Origin of the sequence: Acidisoma sp. L85, assembly GCF_009765865.1 — a bacterium.
Taxonomy (GTDB): domain Bacteria; phylum Pseudomonadota; class Alphaproteobacteria; order Acetobacterales; family Acetobacteraceae; genus Acidisoma.
Genome location: NZ_LMUQ01000026.1, coordinates 318,824 through 343,242, shown reverse-complemented (window position 1 = coordinate 343,242; position 24,419 = coordinate 318,824). Strand labels below are relative to the sequence as shown.

Genomic DNA, 24,419 nt, shown 5'->3' with positions numbered 1-24,419 from the left:
GTTCCACAGCACCTTGCCGGTCGCGATGAGCGTGGCGGCGAGTGCAGCGTCGGGCTTTTCGATGAAGCGGGCGAGGGCATGGGCCTCGGGCGCTTCCGGCAGGGGGTCGCCCATCTCGACATAGCCGAAGCCTGTCTCCGGGGCGGTGGGACGGATGCCGAAAGTCACGATACGGCCGGCTCGGGCGACCTTCGCGGCGGTCAGCAGGGTGGAGCGAAGTTTCGCGGTGTCGGGGATCTCGTGGTCGGCGGCCATCATGCAGATGACGGTTTGCGGGTCATCCTGCGCCAGCAGCAGCGCGGCGGCGGCGATGGCGGGGGCGCTGTTGCGGCCGACGGGCTCGAGCAGGATACGGGCGCCTTTGACGTTGGAGTCCCGCATCTGCTCGGCGACCAGGAACCGGTGGGTCTCGTTGCAGACGATGAGGGGCGGCGCGAATTCGCCGCCGGCCGTGCGGAGCGCCGTTTCCTCGATCAGGGATCGGTCGGAGACGAGCGGCCAGAACTGCTTGGGGAAGCTTTCGCGCGAGACCGGCCAGAGGCGAGTGCCGGAGCCGCCGGAGAGGATGACCGGAACGATGCGTCCGGCGGCGCGCCCGGTCTTGGCCAGGCTGCGGGCGGCGAGATCGGGCGTGACATCGGAGGACATGGCGGGCCTGCTTCCTTGGGTCGAGCGGTATCCGGGTTAAAGTCGAGCCGGGTGGCTGAAAGATGGCGCTAACGCCGATGACGGCTGACTTCGGCGCCGGCATTGGGGGCGAGGCGCCAGAAGTCGAAGGTGGGCAGGGCGCAAAGCAATGCCGTTGCCAGGAAAGCAAATCGGAAGGCGTCGGGTGAGAGGCTTGTGCTCTCTAGGAGCGGCGGCCCAAGCCGAAGCATGACGGCGCCGAAGGCGATCCCTAGCCCCACCGAGACCTGCTGGCCGAGGTTGAACAGGGTATTGGCCGAGGTCATGCTGGCGGGCGGCACCTCGGCATAGGCGAGGGTATTGATCGCGGTGAACTGCATCGATCGCGTGGCGCCGCTGAGAATGAGCAGCGGCAGCAGCAGCCATAATGGCGTGGCCGGGCTCAGCCAGGCGAAGCCCGCAAAGGTGGCGGCCAGGATAAGGCCGTTGACGATGAGCACGCTGCGGAAGCCGAAACGGCGGAGGATCGCGGAGGTCAGCGGCTTAATCCCGAGATTACCGGCGAAGAGGAACAGCAGCAGCGAGCCGGAGGCGACCGCGCTGCGGTGAAAGCCGATTTGGAACAGCAGCGGCAATAGAAAGGGCGCCACGTTGATGGCGATGCGCACCGTTGAGCCGCTCCAGAGCGTCGTGGCGAAGCTGCGGATCCGGAGCGCCGAGAATTCCATCAATGGCGCCGGGTGACGGGCCGCGTGACGCGCGGTGGCGACGGCGCCGATCGCTCCGAGCAACATGAGGCCGAGGCTCACGGCGATGTTGCCATTGGCCGTGCCGAGCAGGCTCGCGCCATAGACGAAAGCGATGGCGGCGCTCGCGCTGAGGATAACGCCCGTCCAGTCCAGCCGCCGGGCCTCCGTGGTGCGACCGCCCGAGAGGAGGAAGAGGGTGGCGCCAAGGCCGAGCAGGCCGAGCGGCAGGTTGATGAAGAAGGCCCAGCGCCAGGAGGCGTAGGTGGTGAGCACGCCGCCGACGACTGGTCCCAGGACCGGGGCCACCAGGGCGGGCCAGGTGATGAAGGCCGTGGCGCGCATCAGATCGCGCTTCGGCGTGCTGCGCAACACCAGGAGGCGGCCGACCGGCACCATCAAGGCGCCGCCCACCCCTTGGATCACGCGGGCGGCGCAGAACCACCAGAAGCCGGTCGCGATGCCGCAGAGAACCGAGGCGAGGGTGAAGATCAGGATGGCGGATGCGAAAACGCGGCGGGCGCCGAAGCGCTCGGCCGCCCAGCCACTGAGCGGAATGCCGGCCGCCAGCATGATCATGTACGCGGTCATGCCGAGGTTGAGGTCGATGGGATGGACGTGGAAGCTGCGTGCCATTTGCGGGATGGCGGTGGCGATGATGGTGCCGTCCAGCATCTCCATGAAAAAGGCGCCCGCGACGAGGAGCGGGATCGACGCCGGAAATCGCCCGGCGAGCGGGCTCTGGATCTGTGCGATGGGTGCGGCAGTCACGGCGTGACGCGCCGCATCTCGGCACGGGTATGGGCGAGGTAGAAGCTCAGCGCGAGCATGGGCGGAACGACGCCGACCAGCGTGACCATCGGCCAGCCGTCCCGCGCATAGGCGAAGGGTGCGACCGCTGAACCGATGGAGGCAGCGAGGAAGGCGCCGGCGATATAGAGCGCGTTGAGCCGGCTGCGATGCTCTGGCGCGAGGCTGAAAAGCGCCCGCTGCGCGAAGGCGGTGTGGCCCTGCACACCCGCGTCGATCAGGATCGCGCAAAGGCCGAGGATCGCGAGGCCCAGCAATCCCGGTCGCAACGCGCCCGGCCAGGCAAACAGCGTGCCGCCGATCACGAGCGAAATGCAGATCGCGGTGCCAATGCGGCTCCAGCCGCCATCCGCGAAGCGCCCGGCGATCGGCGCCACCAGCGCGCCCCCCGCACCGACCAGCGAGAACAAAGCGATGCCGCGCTGGGACAAGCCGTACTCGTCGGTAAGTTCGAGCGGTATCGAGGTCCAGAACACGGTGAAGGCGAAGAAGAGAGTCATATGATAGGCGGCGCGCCGCTGGAGAACCGGTGTGCGGGCGAGCAGCGGACCGAGAGACCTGAGCAAGGCGAGATAGCCGAGGCGCCCGTGTGGACGGCGCTCCGGCACGTAGCGCCAGAAGATCGCGGCTGTCGTCGCCATCATGATCGCCGAAACGACGAAGACGCTGCGCCAGCCGGTGAAGCTTGCGATGATGCTGGAGATCGGCCGGCTGAGCAGAATGCCCGTGAGCAGGCCGCTGACCACGGTGCTGACCTGCCGCCCCATGCGTTTGGGCGCCGCGAGATGAGCCGCCATCGGCACCACCATCTGCGTGGTCACGGAGGTAATGCCGATCATCAGGCAGGCGAAGAGATAGAGCGCGGCATTGTGGGCGAGCGATGTCAGCAGCAGCGTGATCGAGCCGCAGAGCAGGGTGATCGTCATCAGCCGGCGGTTCTCAACGCGATCGCCGAGCGGCACGAGGAGCAGTAATCCTATAGCGTAGCCGAACTGGGTCAGCGTGACGACGAGCCCATAGGCATCGGGCCGCAAATGAATGGCGGGGCCGATCAGGCCAATGAGCGGCTGCGAGATATAGAGGTTGGCGACACTCACCGCCGCGGTGAAGGCGAGCAGAAACGTCATCCCGGCGGACATACCGTCAGGACGGGACAGGGAGCGATTTGGCATAGTTCAGCTATTGCGCCGCAGCACGCTCTGTCAATCAAGCGCTGCGGTGAATTGTTACACGATCACAGCTTAGAGATCGTCGCCGACCAGAATTGACACCATGTGAGCAGAACGGCCTAAGTCCTTCGCGTCTCAACTCAATTCCAGGCGGTTCGCGCGCATTCATGGCAGCGATCTTCACTCCGGCCGCCAACGGCGCCATGCGCGGTGCATTGCTGGCACTCGGGTTGCTGATCGCGGCTCTCGTCGGTTTCTGGTGGCTGTGGCCGAGCTCGCTCTACATGCGCAAGACTGGCTTCGTGATCGAGCAGCCGGTGCCGTTCAGTCATCAGCATCATGTCGCGGGCCTGGGCATCGATTGCCGTTTCTGTCACGCAACTGTTGAGACTTCCGCCGATGCCGGGATGCCACCCACTTACACTTGCATGACGTGCCATTCGCAGATTTGGACCAATGCGAAGCTGCTCGAACCGGTCCGGCTCAGCCTCGCGGAGAACAGGCCGATCGTCTGGAGCCGGGTCACCAATCTGCCCGACTATGTCTATTTCAATCATAGCATCCATATCGCGAAGGGTGTCGGCTGCGCGAGCTGTCACGGTGCGGTGGATCAGATGCCGCTGACCTATAAGGCGGTGAAGCTCACGATGCAGTTCTGTCTCAACTGTCACCGCAACCCGGGCCCGCAACTGCGGCCGAAGAGCGAGATCTTCAATACGTCCTGGAGGCGCGACGCGAGCACGCCTAGCCCGCAGCAGCTCATCGCCTTTTATCATGTCGGTGGGCGCAATCTCACCGACTGCTCGATCTGTCACCGGTAGGCGCGCGCGATGACGAAGACTCCGGCTCCGCGCCAGGTTTCCGGAAAACAGTGGCGGAGCCTGCTCGAAGATCCCGACACGGTGGCGCGGCAGTATCCGGTGCTGGCGGAGATGATCGGCCATCCGGCGAGCCGCCGGCGTGTGTTGCAGGTGATGGCGGCAAGCATCGCGCTGGGTGGGCTCGCCGGATGTGACAACGGCGAGGCGGATGGCAAGCTCATCCCGGCGGTGATCGCGGCGCCCGGTATCGTGCCGGGTCGTGCCAATGCTTACGCGACGGCGAATGTCGTGGGCGGCGACGCGATGGGGATCACCGTCGCGCATCAGATGGGCCGGCCGCTGAAGGTCGATGGCAATCCGCTGCATCCCGCGAGCCTGGGCGGCAGTGATGCTTTCGCTCAGGCGATGATCCTCGACTTCTATGATCCGGATCGAGCGGCGGGCATCATCACCCAGGGGCAGCCTTCGGACTGGCCCTCATTGCAACGCGTGATGGCGGACGAGCGCGAGCGGCTGGTGCGGAGCCGTGGAGTGGGGCTGCGGGTCCTGACCGGCAGCGTGGTGTCGCCGACAACAGGGCGGACGATCGACGCTCTGGCCGCCGCCTATCCCGGGATGCGCTGGCATCAATGGGAGGCGGCGTCGCGGGATACCGTGTCGAACGGCACGGCGCTGGCCTATGGCCGGAGGCTCGATGTAGTGCCGCATGTCGAGCGGGCTTCGGTGCTTCTTGGCCTCGACAGCGATCTCATCAGCGGCGCGCCGGGCCATGTGCGCCATGCGCGGGACTTCGCGGCGCATCGCAATCCGACGCGCGGTCCGATGAGCCGCGTCTATGCGGCGGAGCGCGCGCCGACATTGCTGGGCACAGCGGCGGATCATCGTTTCATCATCGGCGGCGCGGAGATGCCCGCGCTGGTCGCCTGGCTGGCGGCGGCGGTTTTGCGTGGCGAGCAGCCGGGCTCCGCGCCGTCTTGGTTCGCGCCGCTGGTGGCGGATCTGAAGGCGGCTCGGGGCGGTGCCTTCATCCATGCCGGGCCGGATCTGCCGGTGGAAGCGCAGGCTCTGGTTCTGGCGATGAACGAGGCGCTGGGCGGCCGAGGACGGACCTTCGATGTGATCGAGCCGGTGGCCTATCGCGCGGTCGATTTCGGCGCCGATCTGCGCGCGCTGACCGACGATATGGCGGCGGGCCGGGTCGAGACGCTGCTTGTGCTCGACACTAACCCGGTCTTCTCCGCCCCTGGCTTCACTGAAGCCTTGGCGCGCGTGCGGCTGAGCGTTGCGAGCGGGCCTTCGCTCGACGAGACGGGGGATGCCGCGACCTGGTATGTGCCGGGCGCCCATGCCTTCGAGGCTTGGAGCGATGCGCGCGCCTATGACGGGACGGCGACGATCATGCAGCCGCAGGCGATGCCTCTGTTCGATGGCATGAGCGCGGTCGGCGTACTCTCGATGCTGCGGCCAGGCTTTGAGGGGACGCCGCAGGACTCGCTGGCGGCGGTGCGCGCGTCCTGGACTTCGCTGGCGCGCGGCGACGCCTGGGTTCGGGCGCTGGCCGATGGCGTAGTGCCAAACAGTGCTAGCCGGCCGGCGCAGGTGGCGATCAGGCCGGAAGCGGGGCGCAGCGTGATTCCCTCTGTCGTGTCAGGCGAGGCTTTGGTTACGGTCGCGCTGGTGACGCGGCCGGATCCCGGGCTGTTCGACGGGCGCTTTGCGAACAACCCATGGCTTCAGGAGTTGCCCCGCCCGCTGACGAAGGTGGTGTGGGACAATCCGCTGCTACTGGCGCCAGGGCTCGCGCATCGGCTGGGTTTGCGGCAGGGCGAGGAGGTTGAAGTCACGGTCGGCGCGGCGAGCGCTCGGCTTCCGGTTTGGATCGCGCCGGGGCAGGCGGAGGATGTGGCGGTCGCGCTATACGGCTACGGCCGGCGCGTCGTCGGCGCGGTGGGTGCAGGGACGGGTGTGGATGTCTATCCGCTCCGTTACGCCGCCGGTCCTGCGACGCTGCGTCGCACGGGCCGGGTGCTGAAGGTCGCGACGACCGATCATCACGACGTGCTCGATACCGGCGACACCAGCGATATCGTCCGCCACGCGACGCTCGCCGATTTTATGCGCGACCCCGCGCTTTTGCAGGGTGGGGTGGGTAGTCCGCTGCTTTATCGCAATCCGCCCAGCGGACCGGTCGCCTGGGGGATGAGCATCGACCTCAATTCCTGCATCGGCTGCAATGCCTGCGTGGTCGCCTGCACGGCCGAGAACAACGTGCCGGTGGTGGGCAAGACCGCGGTGCTGCATCAGCGCGAAATGCACTGGCTGCGGATCGACCGCTACTTCGAGGGGCCGGCGGAGAAGCCGGAGGCGTATTTCCAGCCCATGCTTTGCATGCATTGCGAGGAGGCGCCTTGCGAGGTTGTCTGCCCCTTCGGTGCGACGGTGCATGACCAGGAGGGGCTGAACGTGATGGTGTATAACCGCTGCGGCGGCACGCGCTTCTGCTCCAACAACTGTCCCTATAAGGTGCGCCGCTTCAACTACGGTCCGTACGCGGCGGAAGAGGCGCGGCCGGTCGAGAGTCGCAATCCGGATGTGACGGTCCGCAGCCGGGGCGTGATGGAGAAATGCACCTTCTGCGTTCAGAAAATCGCGGCGACGCGCATCGCGCATGACATTTCGGGTGTCGCGGAGGAAGCGGTAACGGCCTGTCAGGCGGCCTGTCCGACGCAGGCATTTTCCTTCGGCAACCTCAACGAGCCTGACAGCGAGGTAGTGCGGCGCAAGCATAGTCCGCTCAACTATGTCTTGCTGCCCGAACAGAATACCCGGCCGCGCGTGACCTATGAGGGCCGCATCCGCAACCTCAACGCGGAGATCCCGGCATGAGCGAGGCGCTGCCCGTGGTGCTGCCGGGGCAGACCGCCCGGACCATGACCGATCACGTGGCGGGCGTCGCGCTTGGCGAGGAGCGGTCTTACCTGTGGTGGTGGATGGCCTTTCTGCCAAGCCTTGGTTTGCTTGGCCTTGGTATTGTCGCGACGGTTTGGCTGTTCCTCAACGGGATTCAGATTTTCGGCAATGATTGGCCGAATGTCTGGGGTTTTCCGATCTTCGTTTATGTCTGGTGGATCGGCATCGCCTCCGGCGGGACCTTCATCTCGGCGTTCTTTTTCCTGACGCGGGTCGATTGGCGGACCTCGATCAATCGCATCGCCGAGACGATGACGCTGTTCTCGGCGGCTTGCGCTGGGATCTATCCGATCCTGCATCTCGGCCGGCCATGGTTTTTTTATTGGCTGATCCCCTATCCGAATACGATGAGCCTATGGCCGAATTTCAAGAGTCCGCTGATGTGGGATTTTATCGCGGTGCTGGCCTATATCGTGGGCTCCGTGCTGTTCTGGTATCTCGGGTTGTTGCCTGACCTTGCCTCCATGCGGGACCGCACGCGGACACGCTTCAAGCAGGTTGCTTACGGTGTTGCGGCGTTGGGTTTTCGTGGGTCGGGAACCGAATGGACGCATTTCCGTGCGGTTTACGGCATCATGGCGGCGATCATGGCGCCGATGGTGTGCTCAGTGCATAGCGTCGTCGGGCTGGATTTCGCGGGCGGCAATATGCCGGGTTGGCACGGCACGGATTACCCGCCGTTCTTTGTTTTCGGTGCCGTCTTCTCCGGTTTTGCGGCGGTGCTGCTGCTGATCATTCCGCTGCGCCGCTTTTGGGGCCTCACGCCTTATATCACCGAGCGGCATGTCGATGTGCTCTGCAAGCTCATGCTGACCGCGAGCCTTTGCGTCGCCTATGCTTATATGATGGAGGCCTTCTCGGTCTTCTATGGCCATGACGCCGCCGAGATCACCATGTTCAAGGCGCGGATCGGCGGCTTCGATGCCGGGGTTTATTGGTCGACGATCATCCTGAACTGCGTCTTGCCGCAGCTCTTCTGGTTCCGCGTCTGCCGGCGCTGGGTGCCGATTGTGCTGCTGGTCGGCTTCGGCGCGGTCGTCGGCATGTGGCTGGAGCGTTACGGCATCGTGATCCAGGTGCCGCATAAGACGGCGCTGCCGTCGGCCTGGGGTGTCTATTTTCCGACGCTCTGGGATTGGGCGCTGTTCGCCGGAACCTGCGGCCTATTCGCGAGCGGGTTTCTGCTGACCATCCGGCTGGTGCCTGCCATCTCGATGTTCGAGATGCGTGAACTGATCACGCGGAAACTCGCTCGATGATCGTGCTCGGCGCCTTCGAGAGCGAGGCGGCGATGGCGCGGGCCGTTGCGCGTCTGGAAGCCGATGGCGTGCATGGTGTCGAGACTTATTCCCCGACGTCGCCGGCGCGCTCGGTGGGGCGCCTGCAATCTCGGCTGCCGCTGGTTATGCTGTTTGCCGGGTTGGTTGGAGCGGCGGCGGGGCTGCTGCTGCAGATCTACGCGGTGACGGGGATATTCACGGATAGTTTGTGGGGGCAGTTGGGCGGCGGCTATCCCGTCAATATCGGGGGGCGCCCGAATGTGTTTTGGCCGTCCTTTATTCCCTTCGGTTTCGAGACCGGGTTGCTATTCGCGATGGTCGCCGGTTTCCTCGGTTTCCTTCTGATCAACCGGCTGCCACGGCTCTACGACCCGATCGACGAGAGCGATGCGTTTCGCGAGGCGACCCGGTCGGGCTGGTTCATTGCCATTCGCACGGCTGCCAAGCCTAATCACGACCGCGCTCTTGCCGCGCTGCAAGCCAGCGGTGCGCCGCAGATCGAGGAGATCCTCGAATGAGGTTTTCCGCCCTTCTGCTGGCGGTGCTGGTGCTCGCTGGCTGCGACGACATGATCCATCAGCGCAAGAAAAACGCCTGGACGCGCAGCCAGGGTGATCCGCAGACGCCGCCCGCCGAGACCGTGCAGTTTCAGGAAAAGCCCGTCGCGGCACCGCCGCTCACGCTCGCCTTGCTGCGGCACGGCGGAGAGCGCTTTCACATCTACTGCGCACCCTGTCATTCCGAGCTTGGTGATGGGCATGGCATGATCGTGCAGCGTGGTTTCAGCCCGCCGCCGAACTATGAGGAAACACGGCTGCGCGGGGGTTCGACACAGCACTTCTACGACGTGATCACCCAGGGCCATGGCGCGATGTATTCCTTTGCGCAGCGCGTGCCACCCACTGACCGCTGGGCCATCGCCGCCTATATCCGCGCGCTGCAACTCAGCCAGCACGCGGTTCTGGCGGATCTTTCCTCTTCGCAGCGTAAGGCGCTGGAGGCGGGGCCGTGAGCCGCGCGGAACGCAACGGCTGGATCGCGGGCGGCGTCGGGCTGGTGCTGTCGCTGTTCGGTTGGATTTTGGAGCCTGGCGTTTCCCCCCACGCCTGGCTCGCCGCCGTTTACACTTGGATGCTGTGGCCGCTGGGCAGCATGGCCGTGATCCTGGCGCATGCTCTGACAGGCGGAAGATGGGGCGAGGCGGCGCGGCCAGGTTTGCTCATCGGTGTTTCGAGCTTGCCGCTGTTGTTGCCTGCGATGGTGCCGCTGCTTTGCACGATGCCGGTGCTTTACGATTGGGCGCAGGCGGGGGCGCATGCGCCGAATGGTTTCTACCTCAACCCTCCGGCTTTCGCGGCGCGCGGCGTATTGTATCTGCTCGTTTGGTTCGGATTGGCTTTGGTGATTCTCGCGTCGGAGCGGCGCGGGGGGGTATTGCGGCTTTTCGCGGCGCCGGGGTTGATCCTTTTGGCGGTCAGTTTCAGCTTCGCGGTGATCGACCTCACCATGTCACTGCAGGACTTCACCTCCACGATCTATCCGATGACGGAGGCGGCGAGTGCTGGCTTGCTGGCCTTGTCTGTAGCCATACTCATCAGCCTAGCCTTTGCAGATGAGAAGGCACGTGACGATCTTGGCAAGCTCCTGCTCGCGTTGGTCGTGCTGTGGACCTATCTCGACTTCATGCAGTTGCTCATCGTGTGGGAATCCGATCTAGCCTCGGATGGGCCTTATTATCTTCGGCGGACGGATGGCTATTGGGGCGGCGTGATGGCGCTGATCGAAATCGGACGGTTCGCGGTGCCATTCTTTCTGCTGCTTTCGCCCCGAGGAAGACGGAGCAAGCGCGTTCTCGGTGTCGCCTGCGTCCTGGTTGTCGCAACCGCGATTCTGCGTGGCTGGTGGCTGGTATTGCCTGCGGCACATCACGCGGCGGGCCGAAGAATCGGCTGGATCGATCTCGCGGCGATGCTGGCTTTTGGTGGTGCTTCATTCGCATGGATTGCGCGTGGCGACGGGCTTAGCGTCTCTGTAGTGCGTAGGCCGCAGAATGTCTGACTACGCGGAACATCCCGAACTCCCCCTGGCTGAGCGCGAGCTTCAGGATGTCGCTCCGCGCGCCATCATCATCGGCTTGCTGCTGGTGGTACTGGTGTCGGTCCTGCTGGCGGGGCTCAGCATGTGGATGTTTCCAAGTTCACTACGTGACCGGCCAGCCAATGTCGGGGTCAACGAATTTCCTCTGCCGCGCCTGCAGCCGAATACGCCGCTCGATATGAATCGCTTCTATGCCGAGGAGATGAAGCGCCTGCATGGCACCGGCTGGGTCGATCGAACAAAAGGGCTCATCCACATTCCGATCGATGATGCGATGGCGCTTGTGGCAGAGCGCGGGATCGCAGACTGGCCGAAGCAGTCGCCGACTGGGATCTCGCGGTGAGGATCTTGTTTCTCGTAATCGGGCTCATGCTGGTGGCCGTTCAGGCTCAAGCGCAGCGCGCGCCTGATACTTCCGGGATCGGCTATCGTCCGCAGCTTGGCCGAAACCTCCCGCTCGATGCGGCTTTCACCGATCAGGCTGGACGGAGAACCGCTTTGGCCGATGTCGTTGTCGGCCGCCCGACGATCCTGGCGCTCGGCTACTACGCCTGTCCCGCGCTGTGCGGTGTGATCCGTGACGATCTACTGACGGCACTTGGGCGCAGTGGTCTCTCGACGCCCGCTGACTACCAGGTCGTGTTTGTCAGCATCGACCCCCATGAGACCGTGTCGGATGCACATAGAGCCTGGGCGGATGACCGCGCGCGCTATCCGACGGTGGGCTCGGCCGACGGATGGCATTTCCTCAGCGGCACGTCAGAGTCCGTCGCGGCGGTGGAGCGGGCGGTGGGATATTACAGCCGCTATGACGTGGGGCTGAAGCAATTCATCCATCCGGCCGGCATTGTGGTACTGACGCCGCGCGGCGCGGTGTCCGGCTATGTGCTCGGCATCGGATATCAGCCGGGGGATTTGCGCGCCGCGATCATCCGCGCGAGCAGCGGCGGCGTGGAACAAACGGTGCAGCCGGTTTTGCTGCTGTGCTTCCATTTCGACCCGACCACCGGCCGCTACACCTTCGCCATCATGAAGGTGCTGCGGCTGACCGGCCTGCTGACGGTGCTGACACTGATTGGCGTCATGCTCATCCTGCGGCGGCGAGAGGGGCGGGCATGAATTTCGACCTTCCCGTTGCCTCTCCGGGCGCCGCTGAGACGGATCAGTTGCTCGGTGCTTTGCTGCTCATCAGCCTCGCCGTGCTGGTGCTGGTTTTCGGCCTTATGGCGCTTTACGGCATTCGCTACCGCGCCCGCAGCACCGCTCATCGCGGTGCGCCGGGGGAGAAAAGCTGGCGGTTCGAGATTGCCTGGACCACGGTGACGATTGTAGCTTTCTTCGCGCTCGATGTCTGGGGTGCCGATGTCTATATGCGGCAGTCGCAGACGCCGGCGCATGCGATGAAGATCTACATCATCGGCAAGCAATGGATGTGGAAGGCCGAGCATGAGGGCGGCCAGCGCGAGATCAATGCGCTGCATGTGCCGACCGGCCGCGACGTGCAACTCATCATGACCTCGGAAGACGTGATCCATGATTTCTCGGTTCCCGCCTTTCGTGTGAAGCGGGACGTGCTGCCGGGCCGCTACGAGACGCTGTGGTTTCACCCCAACCGCGCCGGGACCTATCCGCTCTATTGCGACCAATTCTGCGGCACTGGGCATTCTGAGATGGTCGGCGATATTGTCGTGTTGAAGCCGGTGGAGTTTTCCGCCTGGCTGTCGGCGAATGGAGAAATAGGCGGCACGCTGGCCGATCAGGGCCATACGCTGTTCATGCGCTATGGCTGCAGCGGCTGCCATGAGACGACCGAGGGCGGCGGTGGCGGCACGGTGCGCGCGCCGCCGCTGATCGGGCTTTACGGCAGCCTGGTGCCGCTCGCGGACCGGACGGTGGTGACGGCGGACGATAAATACATCCGGGATTCGATCCTCATGCCCGCATCGCAGATCGTGGCGAGCTATCCGAATCTCATGCCGTCCTATGCGGGCCAGATCAGCGAGGAGAACCTCGTCAAGGTCATCGCCTATATCAAATCGATGGCGGGGGAGACGCCAAGATGAGCATCGCCGCCGGATTGCGGTCGGATAACTACATCAACCACGAGACTACGGTGCGCTCGTGGCTGGTCACGACCGACCACAAGCGGATCGCTATCCTGTATCTTTGCTCGATCACAGCCTTCTTCTTCATCGGCGGGGCGGCGGCGGCGCTGATGCGCTACAATCTGCTGAGCCCTCGGGGCGCCCTAGTCTCACCTGAGATGTACAATCGACTTTTTACGATGCACGGCATCGTCATGGTGTGGTTCTTCCTGGTGCCAGCGGCGCCTGCCGTGCTGGGCAACTTTGTGCTGCCATTGATGCTCGGCGCTCGGGATCTTGCTTTTCCGCGTATCAATCTGTTGAGCTGGTATTTGTTCATTGCTGGCGGCGCGATCGCTATGTTCGCGGTGACTTACGGTGGCCTCGATACGGGCTGGACTTTCTACACACCGCTCTCGACTAATTTCTCCAAAGGCTTCGTTGAGGTCGCCGCACTCGGGATCATTCTGTCCGGCTATGCCTCTATCGCGACCGGGCTCAATTTCATCGTCACCATCCATCGGCTGCGAGCGCCGGGGCTCACCTGGTATCGAATGCCGATTTTCGTCTGGTCGATGTATGCGACGAGCGTGTTGAACGTGTTGGCGACGCCGGTGCTAACCATGGCGCTGATCCTCATCGCGATGGAGCGGATTTTCCATATCGGCGTCTTCGATCCGGCGCTGGGTGGCGATCCGGTGCTGTTCCAGCATCTGTTCTGGTTCTACTCGCACCCCGCCGTCTACATCATGATCCTGCCGGGGTTCGGGATCGTGAGCGAGATCATCCCCTGCTTCGCGCGGCGTCCGCTGTTCGGCTATAAGTTTGTCGCCTGGTCCAGCATTGCCATCGCGGTGATCGGCTTCTTCGTCTGGGCGCATCATATGTTCGTGGCGGGCGTCTCGGTCTATTCGGCTTTGGTGTTTTCGCTACTGAGCTATGTGATTGCCGTGCCCTCGGCGATCAAGGTCTTCAATTGGCTCGGCACGATGCATAAGGGCTATATCCGCTACAATACGCCGATGCTTTACGCGTTGGGCTTCGTAGGGCTTTTCACGATCGGCGGACTTTCTGGATTGTTCACGGCGGCGCTGGGCGCGGATGTGTATCTGCACGACACCTATTTCGTGGTCGCGCATTTCCACTTCATCATGGTCGGCGGCATGGTGACGGCCTTCTTCGCCGGGCTGCATTTCTGGTGGCCGAAGATGACGGGGCGGCTTTATCCCGAGAGCTGGGGCAGGGTGGCGGCGTTGCTGCTGTTCGGCGGGTTTATCCTGACGTTCCTGCCGCAATTCGTGCTGGGGTATCTCGGGATGCCTCGGCGCTACCCGATCTATGATCCAGGCTTCCAGGTTCTCAATGTGCTGTCCTCGGCCGGAGCCACGATTCTGGCGGGCGGCTATCTGCTGCCGATGGGTTACCTGCTCTGGTCGCTCGTCTATGGCCAGCCGGCCGGTGACAATCCTTGGGATGCGACGGGGCTTGAGTGGCGCACGCAATCGCCGCCGCGTGTACAGAATTTCTCCGTGACGCCGCGCGTGACGGAAACCGCCTATAACTATCCGCCGCCCGAACAGCAGGAGCCGATGGCATGAGCGCCGCGACGCGTCATCGCGAGGACTTGCCGGGACCGGAGACCGAGTTCCAGTACCCCAGCGAGCGCGAGCAGCACGACACCTCTATGACTGGGATGTGGCTGTTCCTGGCGACGGAAACGCTGTTCTTCGGCGGGTTGTTCCTGATCTGGCTCTATTACCGCTATCTTTTCCCTGCTGGTTTCGCCCTTGCCACGGAGCACACCGAGTTCGCGATCGGCACGGTGAACTCCGCTTTGCTCATCACCAGCAGCGTGACCTATGCCTGCGGCGTCGCCGCCATTCGGGTCGGCGATCGCAAGCTACTGTTCCGGCTTGCCGTGGCAACGATCGCGCTCGGTGTGGTCTTCATGCTCCTGAAGGGCGTCGAGTGGTATCTCGACATTGACGCGGGGATGGTGCCCGGGCCTGGTTTCGCGTTGCGGGGACCTGGTTCGCAGGGCGCGGCGCTGTTCTGGATCTTCTACTATCTGGCGACCTTGCTGCATGCGATCCATCTGCTGATCGGCCTCGGTCTCGTTACCTGGATCGCGCTGCGGGCACGCAACGGCACGGTGACGCGCGAGAGCCACGCATCGGTCGAGATCGTCGGTCTCTACTGGAGCTTTGTCGATATGGTGTGGCTGGTGCTCTACCCCATGATCTATCTGGCGGGGCGCGCCGGATGATCCTCACCCGCACGCGCGACTATCTGCTGACCTGGGCCGGGCTGATAATCCTGCTCGCGGTCGAGGCGGTGGGCGGGCGTTGGTTGGGCTGGGGGAATGTGACGCCTTTCATCGGCATCGTGATGGCGGCGGGCGTCGGTATGGTGCTGATGCATCTTCGCCATGGCACAGGGGAAGCGAAAATCTTCGCGTTCACCGGCGCGCTTTGGCTGGTGATCATGCTGAGCCTCACGATGATGGACATCGTGACGCGCTCTCCGGATCCGGTATCGCAAGCGACGCCGGGGTTTTCGCTCGCGAACCGTGGTGGGTGAGGGCACGCAAAACCCTCGACTGCCGAGTAATCTGATCGTCGATTCGTCATGCTCGGCGAAGGCCGAGCATCCACGCCTTCAACGTCGCCGCCACAAGTAAGGCGTGGATCCTCGGCCTTCGCCGAGGATGACGTGGAGTGGCTAACTCCCCATCTCATCCAGCGCCGCCAATAATCCGCGGAAATCCTCCGGCGGCTCCGTCTCAAACGACATCGGGTCGCCAGTACGCGGATGCGCGAAAGCAAGACTCGCCGCATGCAGCGCCTGCCTCGGAAAATCCAGCAGCAGGTGGCGCAACTCTGAGGGCAAACCACGTGAGGCCGGGGGAACGCGTCGCAGATAGACGGGATCGCCGACGACCGGGTGGTTGCGGCTCGCGAGATGCACACGGATCTGATGGGTTCGCCCCGTCGATAGCTTGCAGTCAAGCAGCGAGACGCACATCCGCCAATTGCGCTCCGTCTTGTAATGCGTGAGCGCCTCGCGGCCGCCGGCGTCCCGCAGCGCCATACGCTTGCGGTCGCGCGGGTCCCGCCCGATGGCGCCCTCGATATCGCCTGAAACCGGCGACAGCATGCCCCAGACCAGCGCCTTGTAGTGGCGATCGAGATCGCGAGTCGCGAAGATCTCGGAGAGCCGGGTATGGGCGAGCTCGGTCTTCGCGGCCACCATGACGCCGGAGGTGTCGCGGTCGAGGCGATGGACGATGCCTGGCCGCTTCTCGCCGCCGATGCCCGTGAGGCTGTCGCCGCAATGGGCGAGCAGGGCGTTGACCAGCGTGCCCTCGAGATGGCCCGGCGCCGGATGCACCACCAGCCCCGCTGGCTTGTCGAGCACCACGAGATCGGAATCCTCATAGAGGATGGTGAGCGGGATATCCTCCGGCTGAGGGGTTGCCGCCACGGCATCGGGCACCGTCAGGGCATAGGTTTCGCCTTCACGCACAAGTTCGGACGGGTCCCGGAACGAGGCGCCGCCGACGCTTGCCATCCCATCCAGGATCAGGTTCTTGATGCGCGAACGGGAGAGGGAGTCCAGGCTCTCGGCGAGGAATCGGTCAAGGCGCTGGCCCGCTTGCCCGGCATCGGCAGTCACTTCGAATAAGGTCATGCCGCAGACATAGCCAAGAAGCGGCCGGGGGGCGAGGCGATGCGATCCATGCGGTCGATGTTGATCACGGTGATCACGATGGGGGTGCTCATCGTCATCGCGACCGCGGCGCTGCTGTTCAAGCTCGTCACCGATTTTGGCGCACCGGCGGCGGGACCCCCAGGAACCTCGCTGACCGTGAGCAACCTGCAACAGGCGGCGGGCTCTCGGATCGTCAATATCACCGGCGTCGGCGCCAGTCTCGCGGTGCTGCTGACGGGTGGCGGACCCGACCGCATTCTGCTCGTCGATCCTCGCAACGGCCGGGTGACCGGCCGGCTGGAAGCCACGCCCTAGCCCATGTCGAACGCATTCGACCGCGTTTTGACCTCGGCGGCGGAGGTCGATGCCACGGCTCGCCGCTCGCTCCGCAGGCATCGGGCCTTCGCGAGCGGGTTGCTCGTTGTCATGGCGGCCCTGGTTCTGGCGAGCTATGCGTTGCCGCCCACGATGTGGCGCGAGTTGCTGCAATCCTGCGCCAAGGCGGGGCTGGTGGGCGGCCTCGCCGATTGGTTCGCGGTGACGGCGCTGTTCCGCCATCCGCTCGGTATTCCGATTCCGCATACTGCGATCATTCCGGCGCAGAAGGAACGGCTGGGGCGGGCGCTTGGGCGGTTTATTGGCACCCATGTCATCACCCAGGACGAGGTGCTGCGGGTTCTCGGCCGCGCCGATCTGCCGGGGCTGCTGCATCGCTATCTGGCCGATCCGGTGACTGCTCGGCCCGCCGCCGAGGCGATGGCGGCGAGCCTGCCGAAGCTGCTCTCGGCGATCGAGGATGGCCGGGCGGGACGTCTGATTTCCCGGCTGTTGCCGCGCCTGCTGGGGGGGGCTGCCGCCGGGCGGGTGGTGGCGCGGGCGCTGCAAGGCTTGGTGGAGGGTGGCCGCCATCAGGAGGTCTTCACCTTCATCCTCACCCAGCTTCGCGGCATGCTGGCGGAGAAAGAGGAAGATCTGCGCAAGGGGATTCGCGACAGGGTGAAGGAGCAAGGCGGCCAGCTCCTCGGCTGGGCGATCGGGGCGAGCATCGCCAAGCGGGTGATTTCCGCGATCAACGACGAACTGGACAATGTCGGACCCGACGGGTCCACGATGCGCGCGGCCTTCGACGAATGGGTGCGGCGCGAGATCGCGGCGATGGAGGAAGATCCGGCGCGGGCGGCCGAGATGGGCGCGGCCATCCGCAGGGTGCTCAGCCATGAGTCGGTGCGGCTGTGGTTTGGCGATGTCTGGCTAAGGCTGAGGGCTGTGGTGGAGCGGGATGCGGTGCGTCCGGGGGGACATACGATCAGCTTCATCGAATCGACCCTTGCTGCCGTCGGTCGCGCGATCGAGGAGGATCCGGCGGTTCGTCAGGGGTTGGAGCGCGGGATCGCTAATGTCGTCGCCGGGCTATTGCCGATGGCTCAGGAACGCTCGGCCGATTTCGTCGCGTCGGTGGTGTCCCAATGGGATGCGCGCACGGTGACGGAGCGGCTGGAACTGCGGGTGGGACGGGACCTGCAATACATCCGGGTCAACGGCACGCTGGTCGGCTTCCTCGCCGGAGGCGTGCTTTATCTGCTGCTGCGGGCAGCCTTTGGCACTGGGGCTCTGTAAGACGAAGCGCGGCGGGAATTAGCCCCGCCAGCGGCCAGCGCGCTGCTGGGCTCTCAGCATTTCCTGGACCCGGCTCATCACGGGGCCGAAACTTTTTGCCTCGAAGCCGTTCCGCCGCATGCGCCAGAGCTGCCAGCGCAGGGCGGCGTAGCCGATCAGCGCCGCGCCCAAGGCAATCGGCACGAGGATGAGGGCGAGCGACAGGGCAATGCCTGCAACAATCGCGGAGCCCGCGATCACCGCCACTAGGCCCAAACCGCGTGGTGCTCGGAAGGTCGCCGATCCCCCGCGCCATCCGGGGAGTGGCCCGGGCCGCTGCGCTTGCACGAAGCTGCCATCGGATCGCATGTCGAGGTCGTAGCCTTGACGGTCGCTCATGGGAAAGACAGTGGCGAAAGACGGACGGGGTTTCAAGTTTCCATCCCGTAATCTAACCCGGTGGGACAGCCTGCGCGTCGCGCCGCCCAGCGTTCCGAAAACAGGACTCGCGCGGTCCTAGTTGAGCCGCTAAACCTTCGCTCAAGGCGACCAGGGTCGCCAGAAGGTTTCGTGCATGCTTCGCCTCTCCAAGCTCACGGATTATGCCGTGGTTGTGCTGGTGCGGCTCTCCGAGGAGGGCGGCCTACAGAGTTCGGCCGGCATCGCCGCCGCGATCGGCGTGCCTGAGCCTACGGTCGCCAAAGTTCTGAAGATCCTGGGGGCCGGCGGACTCGTTCTGTCCCATCGCGGGGCGCGGGGCGGTTACCGGCTTGGCCGGCCGCTCAGCGCTATTCCAATCGCCGATGTGATTGCCGCGGTCGATGGCCCGATTGCACTCACCGCGTGCGTCGAACATTCGGTGACCAGTTGCGAAGCCTCGGGACTTTGCCCGGTCCGGGGGCGGTGGGATGCGGTCAATGCCGCCATCCTCGATGCGCTCTCTGGCATTAGCCTAGCGGAAATGCGTGGCCGGAGCTTTATGCCGGACCCCATGCCGCACATCTCTACCAAACCCGCCCCTTCCTCCGCCGCCGTCACAGCCGAGTGAGATAATGCCAGCAGTCGCCGAGACCCTAGACACCGTCCGCGCCGTCACGGGCTCCACCTATAAGTGGGGCTTCGAGACGGATCTCGAGATGGATATCGCGCCCAAGGGGCTGAGTGAGGACACCATCCGCCTGATCTCGGCGCGGAAGGAAGAGCCTGAATGGCTGCTTGCCTGGCGGCTGAAGGCCTTTGCGGCATGGAAGACCATGGCCGAGCCGCATTGGGCGAAGGCGACCTATCCGCGCATCGACTACCAGGACATCCATTACTATGCCGCGCCCAAGAAGGGCGGCGGACCGAAAAGCCTCGACGAGGTCGATCCCGAATTGCTGCGCACCTATGAGAAGCTCGGCATTCCGCTGCGCGAGCAGGCGTTGCTCGCGGGCGTCGAGCCGAGCCCAGATGATCGGCTGCCGATGGCTGTTGATGCGGTCTTCGACAGCGTCTCAGTCGCGACGACCTTTCAGGAGACGCTGGCGAAGCAGGGCGTGATCTTCTGCCCCATCAGCGAAGCGGTGCGTGAGCACCCCGATTTGGTGCGCGAATATCTGGGCAGCGTTGTTCCGGCTGGGGATAATTTCTACGCGGCCCTGAACTCGGCGGTCTTCACCGACGGCAGCTTCGTCTACATCCCCAAGGGCGTGAAATGCCCGATGGAGTTATCGACGTATTTCCGCATCAACGCCCGCAACACGGGACAGTTCGAGCGTACGTTGGTGATCGCGGCCGAGGGCGCTTCCGTGAGCTATCTTGAAGGCTGCACCGCGCCAATGCGGGACGAGAACCAGCTGCACGCGGCGGTGGTGGAACTCATCGCCTTGGATGATGCCAAGATCAAATATAGCACGGTGCAGAACTGGTATCCGGGCGATGCGAATGGCAAAGGCGGCATCTATAACTTCGTCACCAAACGCGGGGCGTGCCGTGGCGCGCGCAGCCGCATCAGCTGGACGCAGGTTGAGACAGGTTCGGCAATAACCTGGAAGTATCCTTCCTGCATTCTGCAGGGCGATGGCAGCGTCGGCGAATTCTACTCGGTCGCGGTGACGAATAACTGTCAGCAGGCCGATACTGGCACCAAGATGATTCACATTGGCCGCAACACCAATAGCACGATCATCGCCAAGACGATCAGCGCCGGGCGTTCGGACAGCACCTATCGCGGGCTTGTCCGCATGATGCCGAAGGCGCAGAACGCGCGGAATTTCACGCAGTGCGACAGCCTGCTGATCGGCGACCAGTGCGGCGCGCATACCGTGCCCTATATCGAAAGCCGAAACGCGACGGCGAAGATCGAACATGAGGCCACGACCTCGAAGATCGCCGAAGACCAGATGTTCTATTGCCGCAGCCGGGGCCTTTCGCAGGAGGATGCGGTTGGCCTGATTGTGAACGGCTTCTGCAAGGATGTGCTGAAGGAGCTGCCGATGGAATTCGCGGTGGAAGCGCAGAAGCTTCTTGCGATCAGCCTCGAAGGTTCCGTGGGCTGAGCATGTTCGGCAATTTACCTCGTCGTGCTCGGCGAAGGCCGAGCATCCACGTCTTGCCTGCTCCACGAAGGCAAGACGTGGATGGCACGCCTTCGCGTGCCATGACGGAGAGACTTCACGACACAATCGCTGACGAGACGTGAGAAAATGCTCGAAATTCGCGGCCTGACGGCCACCATCGACGACAAGACGATCCTCAACGGGATCGACCTCACCATTCCGCCGGGCGAGATCCACGCCGTGATGGGGCCGAACGGCGCGGGCAAATCCACGCTGTCCTACGTCCTCTCCGGGCGCGAGGGCTATGAAGTCACCGCCGGCAGCGTGACCTTCTACGGCCAGGATCTGCTGGCGATGGAGCCTGAGGAACGCGCGGCGGCCGGGTTGTTCCTCGCCTTTCAGTACCCCGTCGAATTGCCGGGCGTCGGCAATGCGAACTTCCTGCGCACCGCGCTCAACGCCATCCATCGCCGGCGTGGCGAACCGGAACTCGATGCAGTGCAGTTCCTCAAGCTTGCACGCGGCGAGGTGAAGAAGCTCGCGATGTCCGAGGACATGCTCAAGCGCAATGTCAATGTCGGGTTTTCCGGCGGCGAGAAGAAGCGCAACGAAGTTCTGCAGATGGCTGTGCTGAAACCCAAGCTTGCAATTCTGGACGAGACCGATAGCGGCCTCGACATCGACGCGCTGCGGATCGTGGCCGATGGCGTCAACGCGCAACGTGGCCCAGGCTTTTCTTCGCTGATCATCACGCATTACCAGCGGCTGCTCGACTATATCGTGCCCGACAGAGTGCACGTGCTGGCCGAGGGCCGCATCCTGCGCTCTGGCGGTCCTGAGCTCGCACATGAACTCGAAGCGCGCGGCTATGCCGGCCTCGTCGGCGAATCGGCGGAGGCCGCATAATGGCAGCGACCCCGCTTCGCACGCCGGCTCGCGCACCAAACGCCGCTTTGGCGGCCTTCCTCACCCGGTATGACGGTCTGCGCGAACGCCTGCCCGGACCACACGAGCCGCGCGACGCCGCGGCCGAGGTGCTACGCGAGATGGGCTGGCCGACCCCGAAGGAGGAGCCTTGGCACTACACCAACCTCCGCCCTGTCGAGGCTCAGGTCTTCCATGAAGCGGTGGCCGAGACCGGCGATGGTACGCGACTCATCGCGCATCTGCCCGCCGTCGCGGGCCCCCGCCTGATCTTCGTGGATGGGCGGTTTCGCGGCGATCTCTCCGCACTGCCGCCCGATGTGACGACCAGCACCTTTGCTGAAGGCGGCGCCTCCAGCGGCTTCGATCTATTGGCCCGGCCCAAGCGTGACCGGCTGGTGGCGCTCAACACGATGCTTGCCGAAGATGGCGCCATTATCGATGTGGCGGAGGGCATCGATGGCGGCTTCCTGCTGCTCGGCCAGCTCACGAGCGGTCAGCATCGCCGGGTAGCGAGCCATCCCAGGCATCGCCTGCGGCTACGTCGCGGCGCCAGCCTTGTCCTGCTCGAAGTTTCGGCCGGGGAGGGCGAATATCTGCACAATCCGGTCATCGAGATCGACCTCGCAGAGGGCGCGCATCTCACGCATGTCCGCTTGCAGCAGGAATCGGCCGAGGCCTTCCACCTCTCAACGGTCTATGTCGATACCGCCGCGCGCGCGACGTATGACAGCTTCTCGCTGTCGCTCGGCGCGCAGCTTGGCCGCAGTGAGATCCATGCACGGCTCGGCGGCGCTCAGGCAGCAGTGCATCTCAACGCGGCGCAGATCATGGGCGGCACGCAGCTTTCGGATTTCACGACGGTCATCACGCATGACGCGCCGAATTGTGCATCGCGCCAGACGGTGAAGTCGGTGCTGATCGGCCGGGCGCGTGCCGTGTTCCAGGGCCGCATCGAAGTCGCGCGCGTGGCGCAGAAGACCGATGGCTACCAGATGAACCAGGCGCTGCTGCTGTCACCGGATGCGGAGATCAACTCCAAGCCCGAGCTCGAGATCTACGCGGATGACGTGAAGTGCAGCCATGGCGCGACGGTCGGCGCGCTCGATCCCGAGCAGCTTTTCTACCTGCGCAGCCGGGGCATCGCCGCCGCCGAGGCGCGAATGATTCTGGTGCGCGCGTTCCTCACTGATGCTTTCGAGGCGGTGACGCATGAGGGTGTGCGCGCCGTTTTGGAACATGCTGTCGAGACCTGGTGGAACACCACGGGCCGCGCGGCGGAGGCGCTTGCGTCATGAATGTGATCGCGCCAAGCCGTATCGGCGTCGATGACATCGCGCGGCTGCGTGCCGATTTTCCGATTCTGTCGCAGACCGTGCGCGGCAAGCCGCTGGTGTTTCTCGACAGCGCCGCCTCCGCGCAGAAGCCCCGCGTGGTGATCGACGCGATGGTCGGTGCGATGGAAACGCAATACGCCAATATCCATCGCGGCGCCCACTGGATGAGCGAACGCACGACGGAAGCCTATGAGGCGACGCGCGATTCCGTCGCGCGGCTGCTCAACGCAGGCTCCCGCAACGAGATCGTTTTCACCCGCAACAGCACAGAGGCGATCAACCTGGTCGCCCATAGCTACGGGCGCGGTGTGATGAAGCCGGGCGAGGCGGTGGTGATCTCGGAGATGGAACATCACTCCAACATCGTGCCGTGGCAGATGCTGCGGGATGCTCATGGCATCGAGCTACGCGTCGCCGCCGTGACGGATGCGGGCGAGCTGGATATGGCGAGCCTCGAGGCACTGTTGCAGGATGGCCGCGTCGGTCTCGTCGCCGTCACCCATATGTCGAATGTGCTCGGAACCTATACACCGGCGGAGGGTATCGTGGCGCTCGCCCACGCGCATGGCGCGAAGGTGCTGTTCGATGGCTCGCAGGCGGTGGTGCATCGCCGGATCGACGTGCAGGCACTGGGCGCCGATTTCTACGTCTTCACCGGCCATAAGCTGTATGGCCCAACAGGGATCGGCGCGCTCTGGGCACGGCCCGAATTGCTGGAGGCGATGCCGCCGTGGATGGGTGGCGGGGATATGATCTCCTCCGTGACCTTCGAGAAAACCACCTGGGCGCGGGTGCCGCATAAGTTCGAGGCGGGAACCCCCGCGATCCTGGAGGGCATCGGCCTGGACGCCGCGATCCACTATATCGAGGCGGTCGGCTACGATTCCATCTCGGCTCATGAGGCGGTATTGACGGAGCATGCCATCGCGCGGCTGTCCGCGATCGAGGGCCTGCGGATCATCGGGCGGGCGCAGGATCGGGGTGGCGTGATTTCCTTTACGCTGGACGGCGCCCATGCCCATGATGTGGCGACCTTGGCCGATCGCTCGGGAATCGCGCTGCGTGCCGGCCATCATTGCGCCGAGCCGCTGATGCGCCGCATGGGTGTGGACAGCACCGCGCGCGCGAGTTTCGGCCTCTACACGACGATCGAGGAGATCGATTTCCTCGCGGATACGCTGGACCGCGTTCGGGCCTTCTTCGTTTGAGCTTGCTCATCTCATACGAAGAAAGAGCAGTGCAATCTGCTCTGGCCCGGGCGCAATGGAGATGACGATGATGGACCATTCGCCGGAGACCGAGACCGCCCTCCACCACTCCTGGACGCCGGAGGGTGAAGTCGCGCCCGCATCCGCGCAGCGGGTAAGTGAGGATGACGTGATCAGCGCCATCGCGACCGTCCACGATCCCGAGATCCCGGTGAATATCTATGAGCTTGGCCTGATCTACGCGATCGACATCTCCGACGAGGGCCATATCAAGGTCGAGATGACCCTTACTGCTCCTGCTTGTCCTTCGGCTCAGGAACTGCCCGAGATGGTGAAGCAGGCAGTCGAGATGGTGCCGGGCGTGACTGGTGTTGAGGTGGAGACCGTTTGGGATCCGCCTTGGGATATGAGCCGCATGAGCGACGAAGCCCGCCTGTCCCTGAACATGTTCTGAGGGAGCTGAAGCAAGTGAGTGAAGTAACCCAATCCGCCATTTCCGTTC

25 protein-coding genes are annotated in these 24,419 nt (G+C 64.3%); 20 read left to right on the top strand and 5 right to left on the bottom strand.

The genetic code is table 11. The annotated features are described in order from the left end of the window. The 3 genes from GSQ83_RS30360 to GSQ83_RS07525 all read right to left on the bottom strand — a co-directional run. A partial coding sequence (locus tag GSQ83_RS30360) for a sugar phosphate nucleotidyltransferase (protein WP_254065549.1) occupies window positions 1-648 on the bottom strand: 648 nt, incomplete at its 3' end. A 68-nt stretch (window positions 649-716) separates the two neighbouring features. Beyond that, on the bottom strand, window positions 717-2,144 hold the full coding sequence (locus tag GSQ83_RS07530) for an MFS transporter (RefSeq protein ID WP_216849968.1): 1,428 nt from the start codon (window positions 2,142-2,144) through the stop codon (window positions 717-719). Continuing rightward, a complete protein-coding gene (locus tag GSQ83_RS07525) occupies window positions 2,141-3,310 on the bottom strand; it encodes an MFS transporter (RefSeq protein ID WP_216849967.1) in 1,170 nt (389 codons plus the stop codon). The genes GSQ83_RS07530 and GSQ83_RS07525 overlap by 4 nt, the downstream gene beginning before the upstream one ends. A gap of 209 nt (window positions 3,311-3,519) precedes the next feature. On the opposite strand from GSQ83_RS07525, the gene GSQ83_RS07520 reads away from it, so the two are divergent. From GSQ83_RS07520 to GSQ83_RS07465, 12 genes are read left to right on the top strand one after another with little or no spacing between them, the layout of a single operon-like run. After that, on the top strand, window positions 3,520-4,173 hold the full coding sequence (locus tag GSQ83_RS07520; RefSeq protein ID WP_158802256.1) for a cytochrome c3 family protein: 654 nt from the start codon (window positions 3,520-3,522) through the stop codon (window positions 4,171-4,173). Window positions 4,174-4,182: 9 nt separating this feature from the next. Next, window positions 4,183-7,059, top strand: a complete 2,877-nt coding sequence (locus GSQ83_RS07515; protein WP_158802255.1) for a 4Fe-4S dicluster domain-containing protein — start codon at window positions 4,183-4,185, stop codon at window positions 7,057-7,059. Beyond that, window positions 7,056-8,402, top strand: a complete 1,347-nt coding sequence (gene nrfD / locus GSQ83_RS07510) for an NrfD/PsrC family molybdoenzyme membrane anchor subunit (RefSeq protein ID WP_158802254.1) — start codon at window positions 7,056-7,058, stop codon at window positions 8,400-8,402. The genes GSQ83_RS07515 and nrfD overlap by 4 nt, the downstream gene beginning before the upstream one ends. Then, on the top strand, window positions 8,399-8,941 hold the full coding sequence (locus tag GSQ83_RS07505) for a DUF3341 domain-containing protein (protein ID WP_158802253.1): 543 nt from the start codon (window positions 8,399-8,401) through the stop codon (window positions 8,939-8,941). Before nrfD ends, GSQ83_RS07505 begins: the two co-directional genes overlap by 4 nt. Then, window positions 8,938-9,435 carry a cytochrome c gene (locus GSQ83_RS07500; protein WP_158802252.1) on the top strand — a complete coding sequence of 166 codons (498 nt, stop codon included), beginning with the start codon at window positions 8,938-8,940 and terminating at the stop codon, window positions 9,433-9,435. The genes GSQ83_RS07505 and GSQ83_RS07500 overlap by 4 nt, the downstream gene beginning before the upstream one ends. After that, the gene (locus GSQ83_RS07495) at window positions 9,432-10,481 is read left to right on the top strand and encodes a hypothetical protein (RefSeq protein ID WP_158802251.1); all 1,050 of its coding nucleotides are present in this window, start codon (window positions 9,432-9,434) and stop codon (window positions 10,479-10,481) included. The genes GSQ83_RS07500 and GSQ83_RS07495 overlap by 4 nt, the downstream gene beginning before the upstream one ends. After that, a complete protein-coding gene (locus GSQ83_RS07490; protein WP_158802250.1) occupies window positions 10,474-10,863 on the top strand; it encodes a hypothetical protein in 390 nt (129 codons plus the stop codon). The genes GSQ83_RS07495 and GSQ83_RS07490 overlap by 8 nt, the downstream gene beginning before the upstream one ends. Then, on the top strand, window positions 10,860-11,639 hold the full coding sequence (locus GSQ83_RS07485) for an SCO family protein (protein WP_158802249.1): 780 nt from the start codon (window positions 10,860-10,862) through the stop codon (window positions 11,637-11,639). The genes GSQ83_RS07490 and GSQ83_RS07485 overlap by 4 nt, the downstream gene beginning before the upstream one ends. Then, window positions 11,636-12,583, top strand: coding sequence for a cytochrome c oxidase subunit II (gene coxB, locus GSQ83_RS07480; protein WP_158802248.1), 948 nt, complete (start codon window positions 11,636-11,638; stop codon window positions 12,581-12,583). The genes GSQ83_RS07485 and coxB overlap by 4 nt, the downstream gene beginning before the upstream one ends. After that, on the top strand, window positions 12,580-14,202 hold the full coding sequence (locus GSQ83_RS07475; protein ID WP_158802247.1) for a cbb3-type cytochrome c oxidase subunit I: 1,623 nt from the start codon (window positions 12,580-12,582) through the stop codon (window positions 14,200-14,202). Before coxB ends, GSQ83_RS07475 begins: the two co-directional genes overlap by 4 nt. Further along, complete coding sequence (locus GSQ83_RS07470) at window positions 14,199-14,870, top strand: cytochrome c oxidase subunit 3 (RefSeq protein WP_158802246.1); 672 nt, start codon at window positions 14,199-14,201, stop codon at window positions 14,868-14,870. The genes GSQ83_RS07475 and GSQ83_RS07470 overlap by 4 nt, the downstream gene beginning before the upstream one ends. Beyond that, on the top strand, window positions 14,867-15,184 hold the full coding sequence (locus GSQ83_RS07465; protein ID WP_158802245.1) for a hypothetical protein: 318 nt from the start codon (window positions 14,867-14,869) through the stop codon (window positions 15,182-15,184). Before GSQ83_RS07470 ends, GSQ83_RS07465 begins: the two co-directional genes overlap by 4 nt. A gap of 141 nt (window positions 15,185-15,325) precedes the next feature. Here the strand turns inward: GSQ83_RS07465 and GSQ83_RS07460 are convergent, their stop codons facing one another. Then, window positions 15,326-16,294, bottom strand: a complete 969-nt coding sequence (locus GSQ83_RS07460; RefSeq protein WP_158802244.1) for an RluA family pseudouridine synthase — start codon at window positions 16,292-16,294, stop codon at window positions 15,326-15,328. Between the two features lie 48 nt (window positions 16,295-16,342). On the opposite strand from GSQ83_RS07460, the gene GSQ83_RS07455 reads away from it, so the two are divergent. Next, complete coding sequence (locus tag GSQ83_RS07455) at window positions 16,343-16,630, top strand: hypothetical protein (protein WP_158802243.1); 288 nt, start codon at window positions 16,343-16,345, stop codon at window positions 16,628-16,630. Window positions 16,631-16,633: 3 nt separating this feature from the next. Continuing rightward, complete coding sequence (locus GSQ83_RS07450) at window positions 16,634-17,932, top strand: DUF445 domain-containing protein (RefSeq protein ID WP_158802242.1); 1,299 nt, start codon at window positions 16,634-16,636, stop codon at window positions 17,930-17,932. Window positions 17,933-17,950: 18 nt separating this feature from the next. Here the strand turns inward: GSQ83_RS07450 and GSQ83_RS07445 are convergent, their stop codons facing one another. Next, window positions 17,951-18,310: a hypothetical protein gene (locus GSQ83_RS07445; protein WP_158802241.1), complete on the bottom strand. Its 360-nt coding sequence runs from the start codon at window positions 18,308-18,310 to the stop codon at window positions 17,951-17,953. A gap of 175 nt (window positions 18,311-18,485) precedes the next feature. Here GSQ83_RS07445 and GSQ83_RS07440 point away from each other — a divergent pair, with 175 nt between their 5' ends. The 6 genes from GSQ83_RS07440 (at window position 18,486) to GSQ83_RS07415 (ending at window position 24,371) form a co-directional block, all read left to right on the top strand. Continuing rightward, window positions 18,486-18,959 (top strand): SUF system Fe-S cluster assembly regulator, encoded by a 474-nt coding sequence (locus GSQ83_RS07440; RefSeq protein WP_158802240.1) that lies wholly within the window; start codon window positions 18,486-18,488, stop codon window positions 18,957-18,959. 4 nt (window positions 18,960-18,963) lie between these two features. After that, the gene (gene sufB, locus GSQ83_RS07435; protein ID WP_158802239.1) at window positions 18,964-20,448 is read left to right on the top strand and encodes a Fe-S cluster assembly protein SufB; all 1,485 of its coding nucleotides are present in this window, start codon (window positions 18,964-18,966) and stop codon (window positions 20,446-20,448) included. Window positions 20,449-20,595: 147 nt separating this feature from the next. Continuing rightward, window positions 20,596-21,354 (top strand): Fe-S cluster assembly ATPase SufC, encoded by a 759-nt coding sequence (gene sufC / locus GSQ83_RS07430; protein WP_158802238.1) that lies wholly within the window; start codon window positions 20,596-20,598, stop codon window positions 21,352-21,354. After that, window positions 21,354-22,670, top strand: coding sequence for a Fe-S cluster assembly protein SufD (sufD, locus tag GSQ83_RS07425; RefSeq protein WP_158802237.1), 1,317 nt, complete (start codon window positions 21,354-21,356; stop codon window positions 22,668-22,670). The genes sufC and sufD overlap by 1 nt, the downstream gene beginning before the upstream one ends. Next, window positions 22,667-23,917, top strand: a complete 1,251-nt coding sequence (locus GSQ83_RS07420; protein ID WP_158802236.1) for an aminotransferase class V-fold PLP-dependent enzyme — start codon at window positions 22,667-22,669, stop codon at window positions 23,915-23,917. Before sufD ends, GSQ83_RS07420 begins: the two co-directional genes overlap by 4 nt. Before the next feature lie 67 nt (window positions 23,918-23,984). After that, complete coding sequence (locus tag GSQ83_RS07415; protein WP_254065548.1) at window positions 23,985-24,371, top strand: SUF system Fe-S cluster assembly protein; 387 nt, start codon at window positions 23,985-23,987, stop codon at window positions 24,369-24,371. Window positions 24,372-24,419 lie beyond the last annotated feature (48 nt).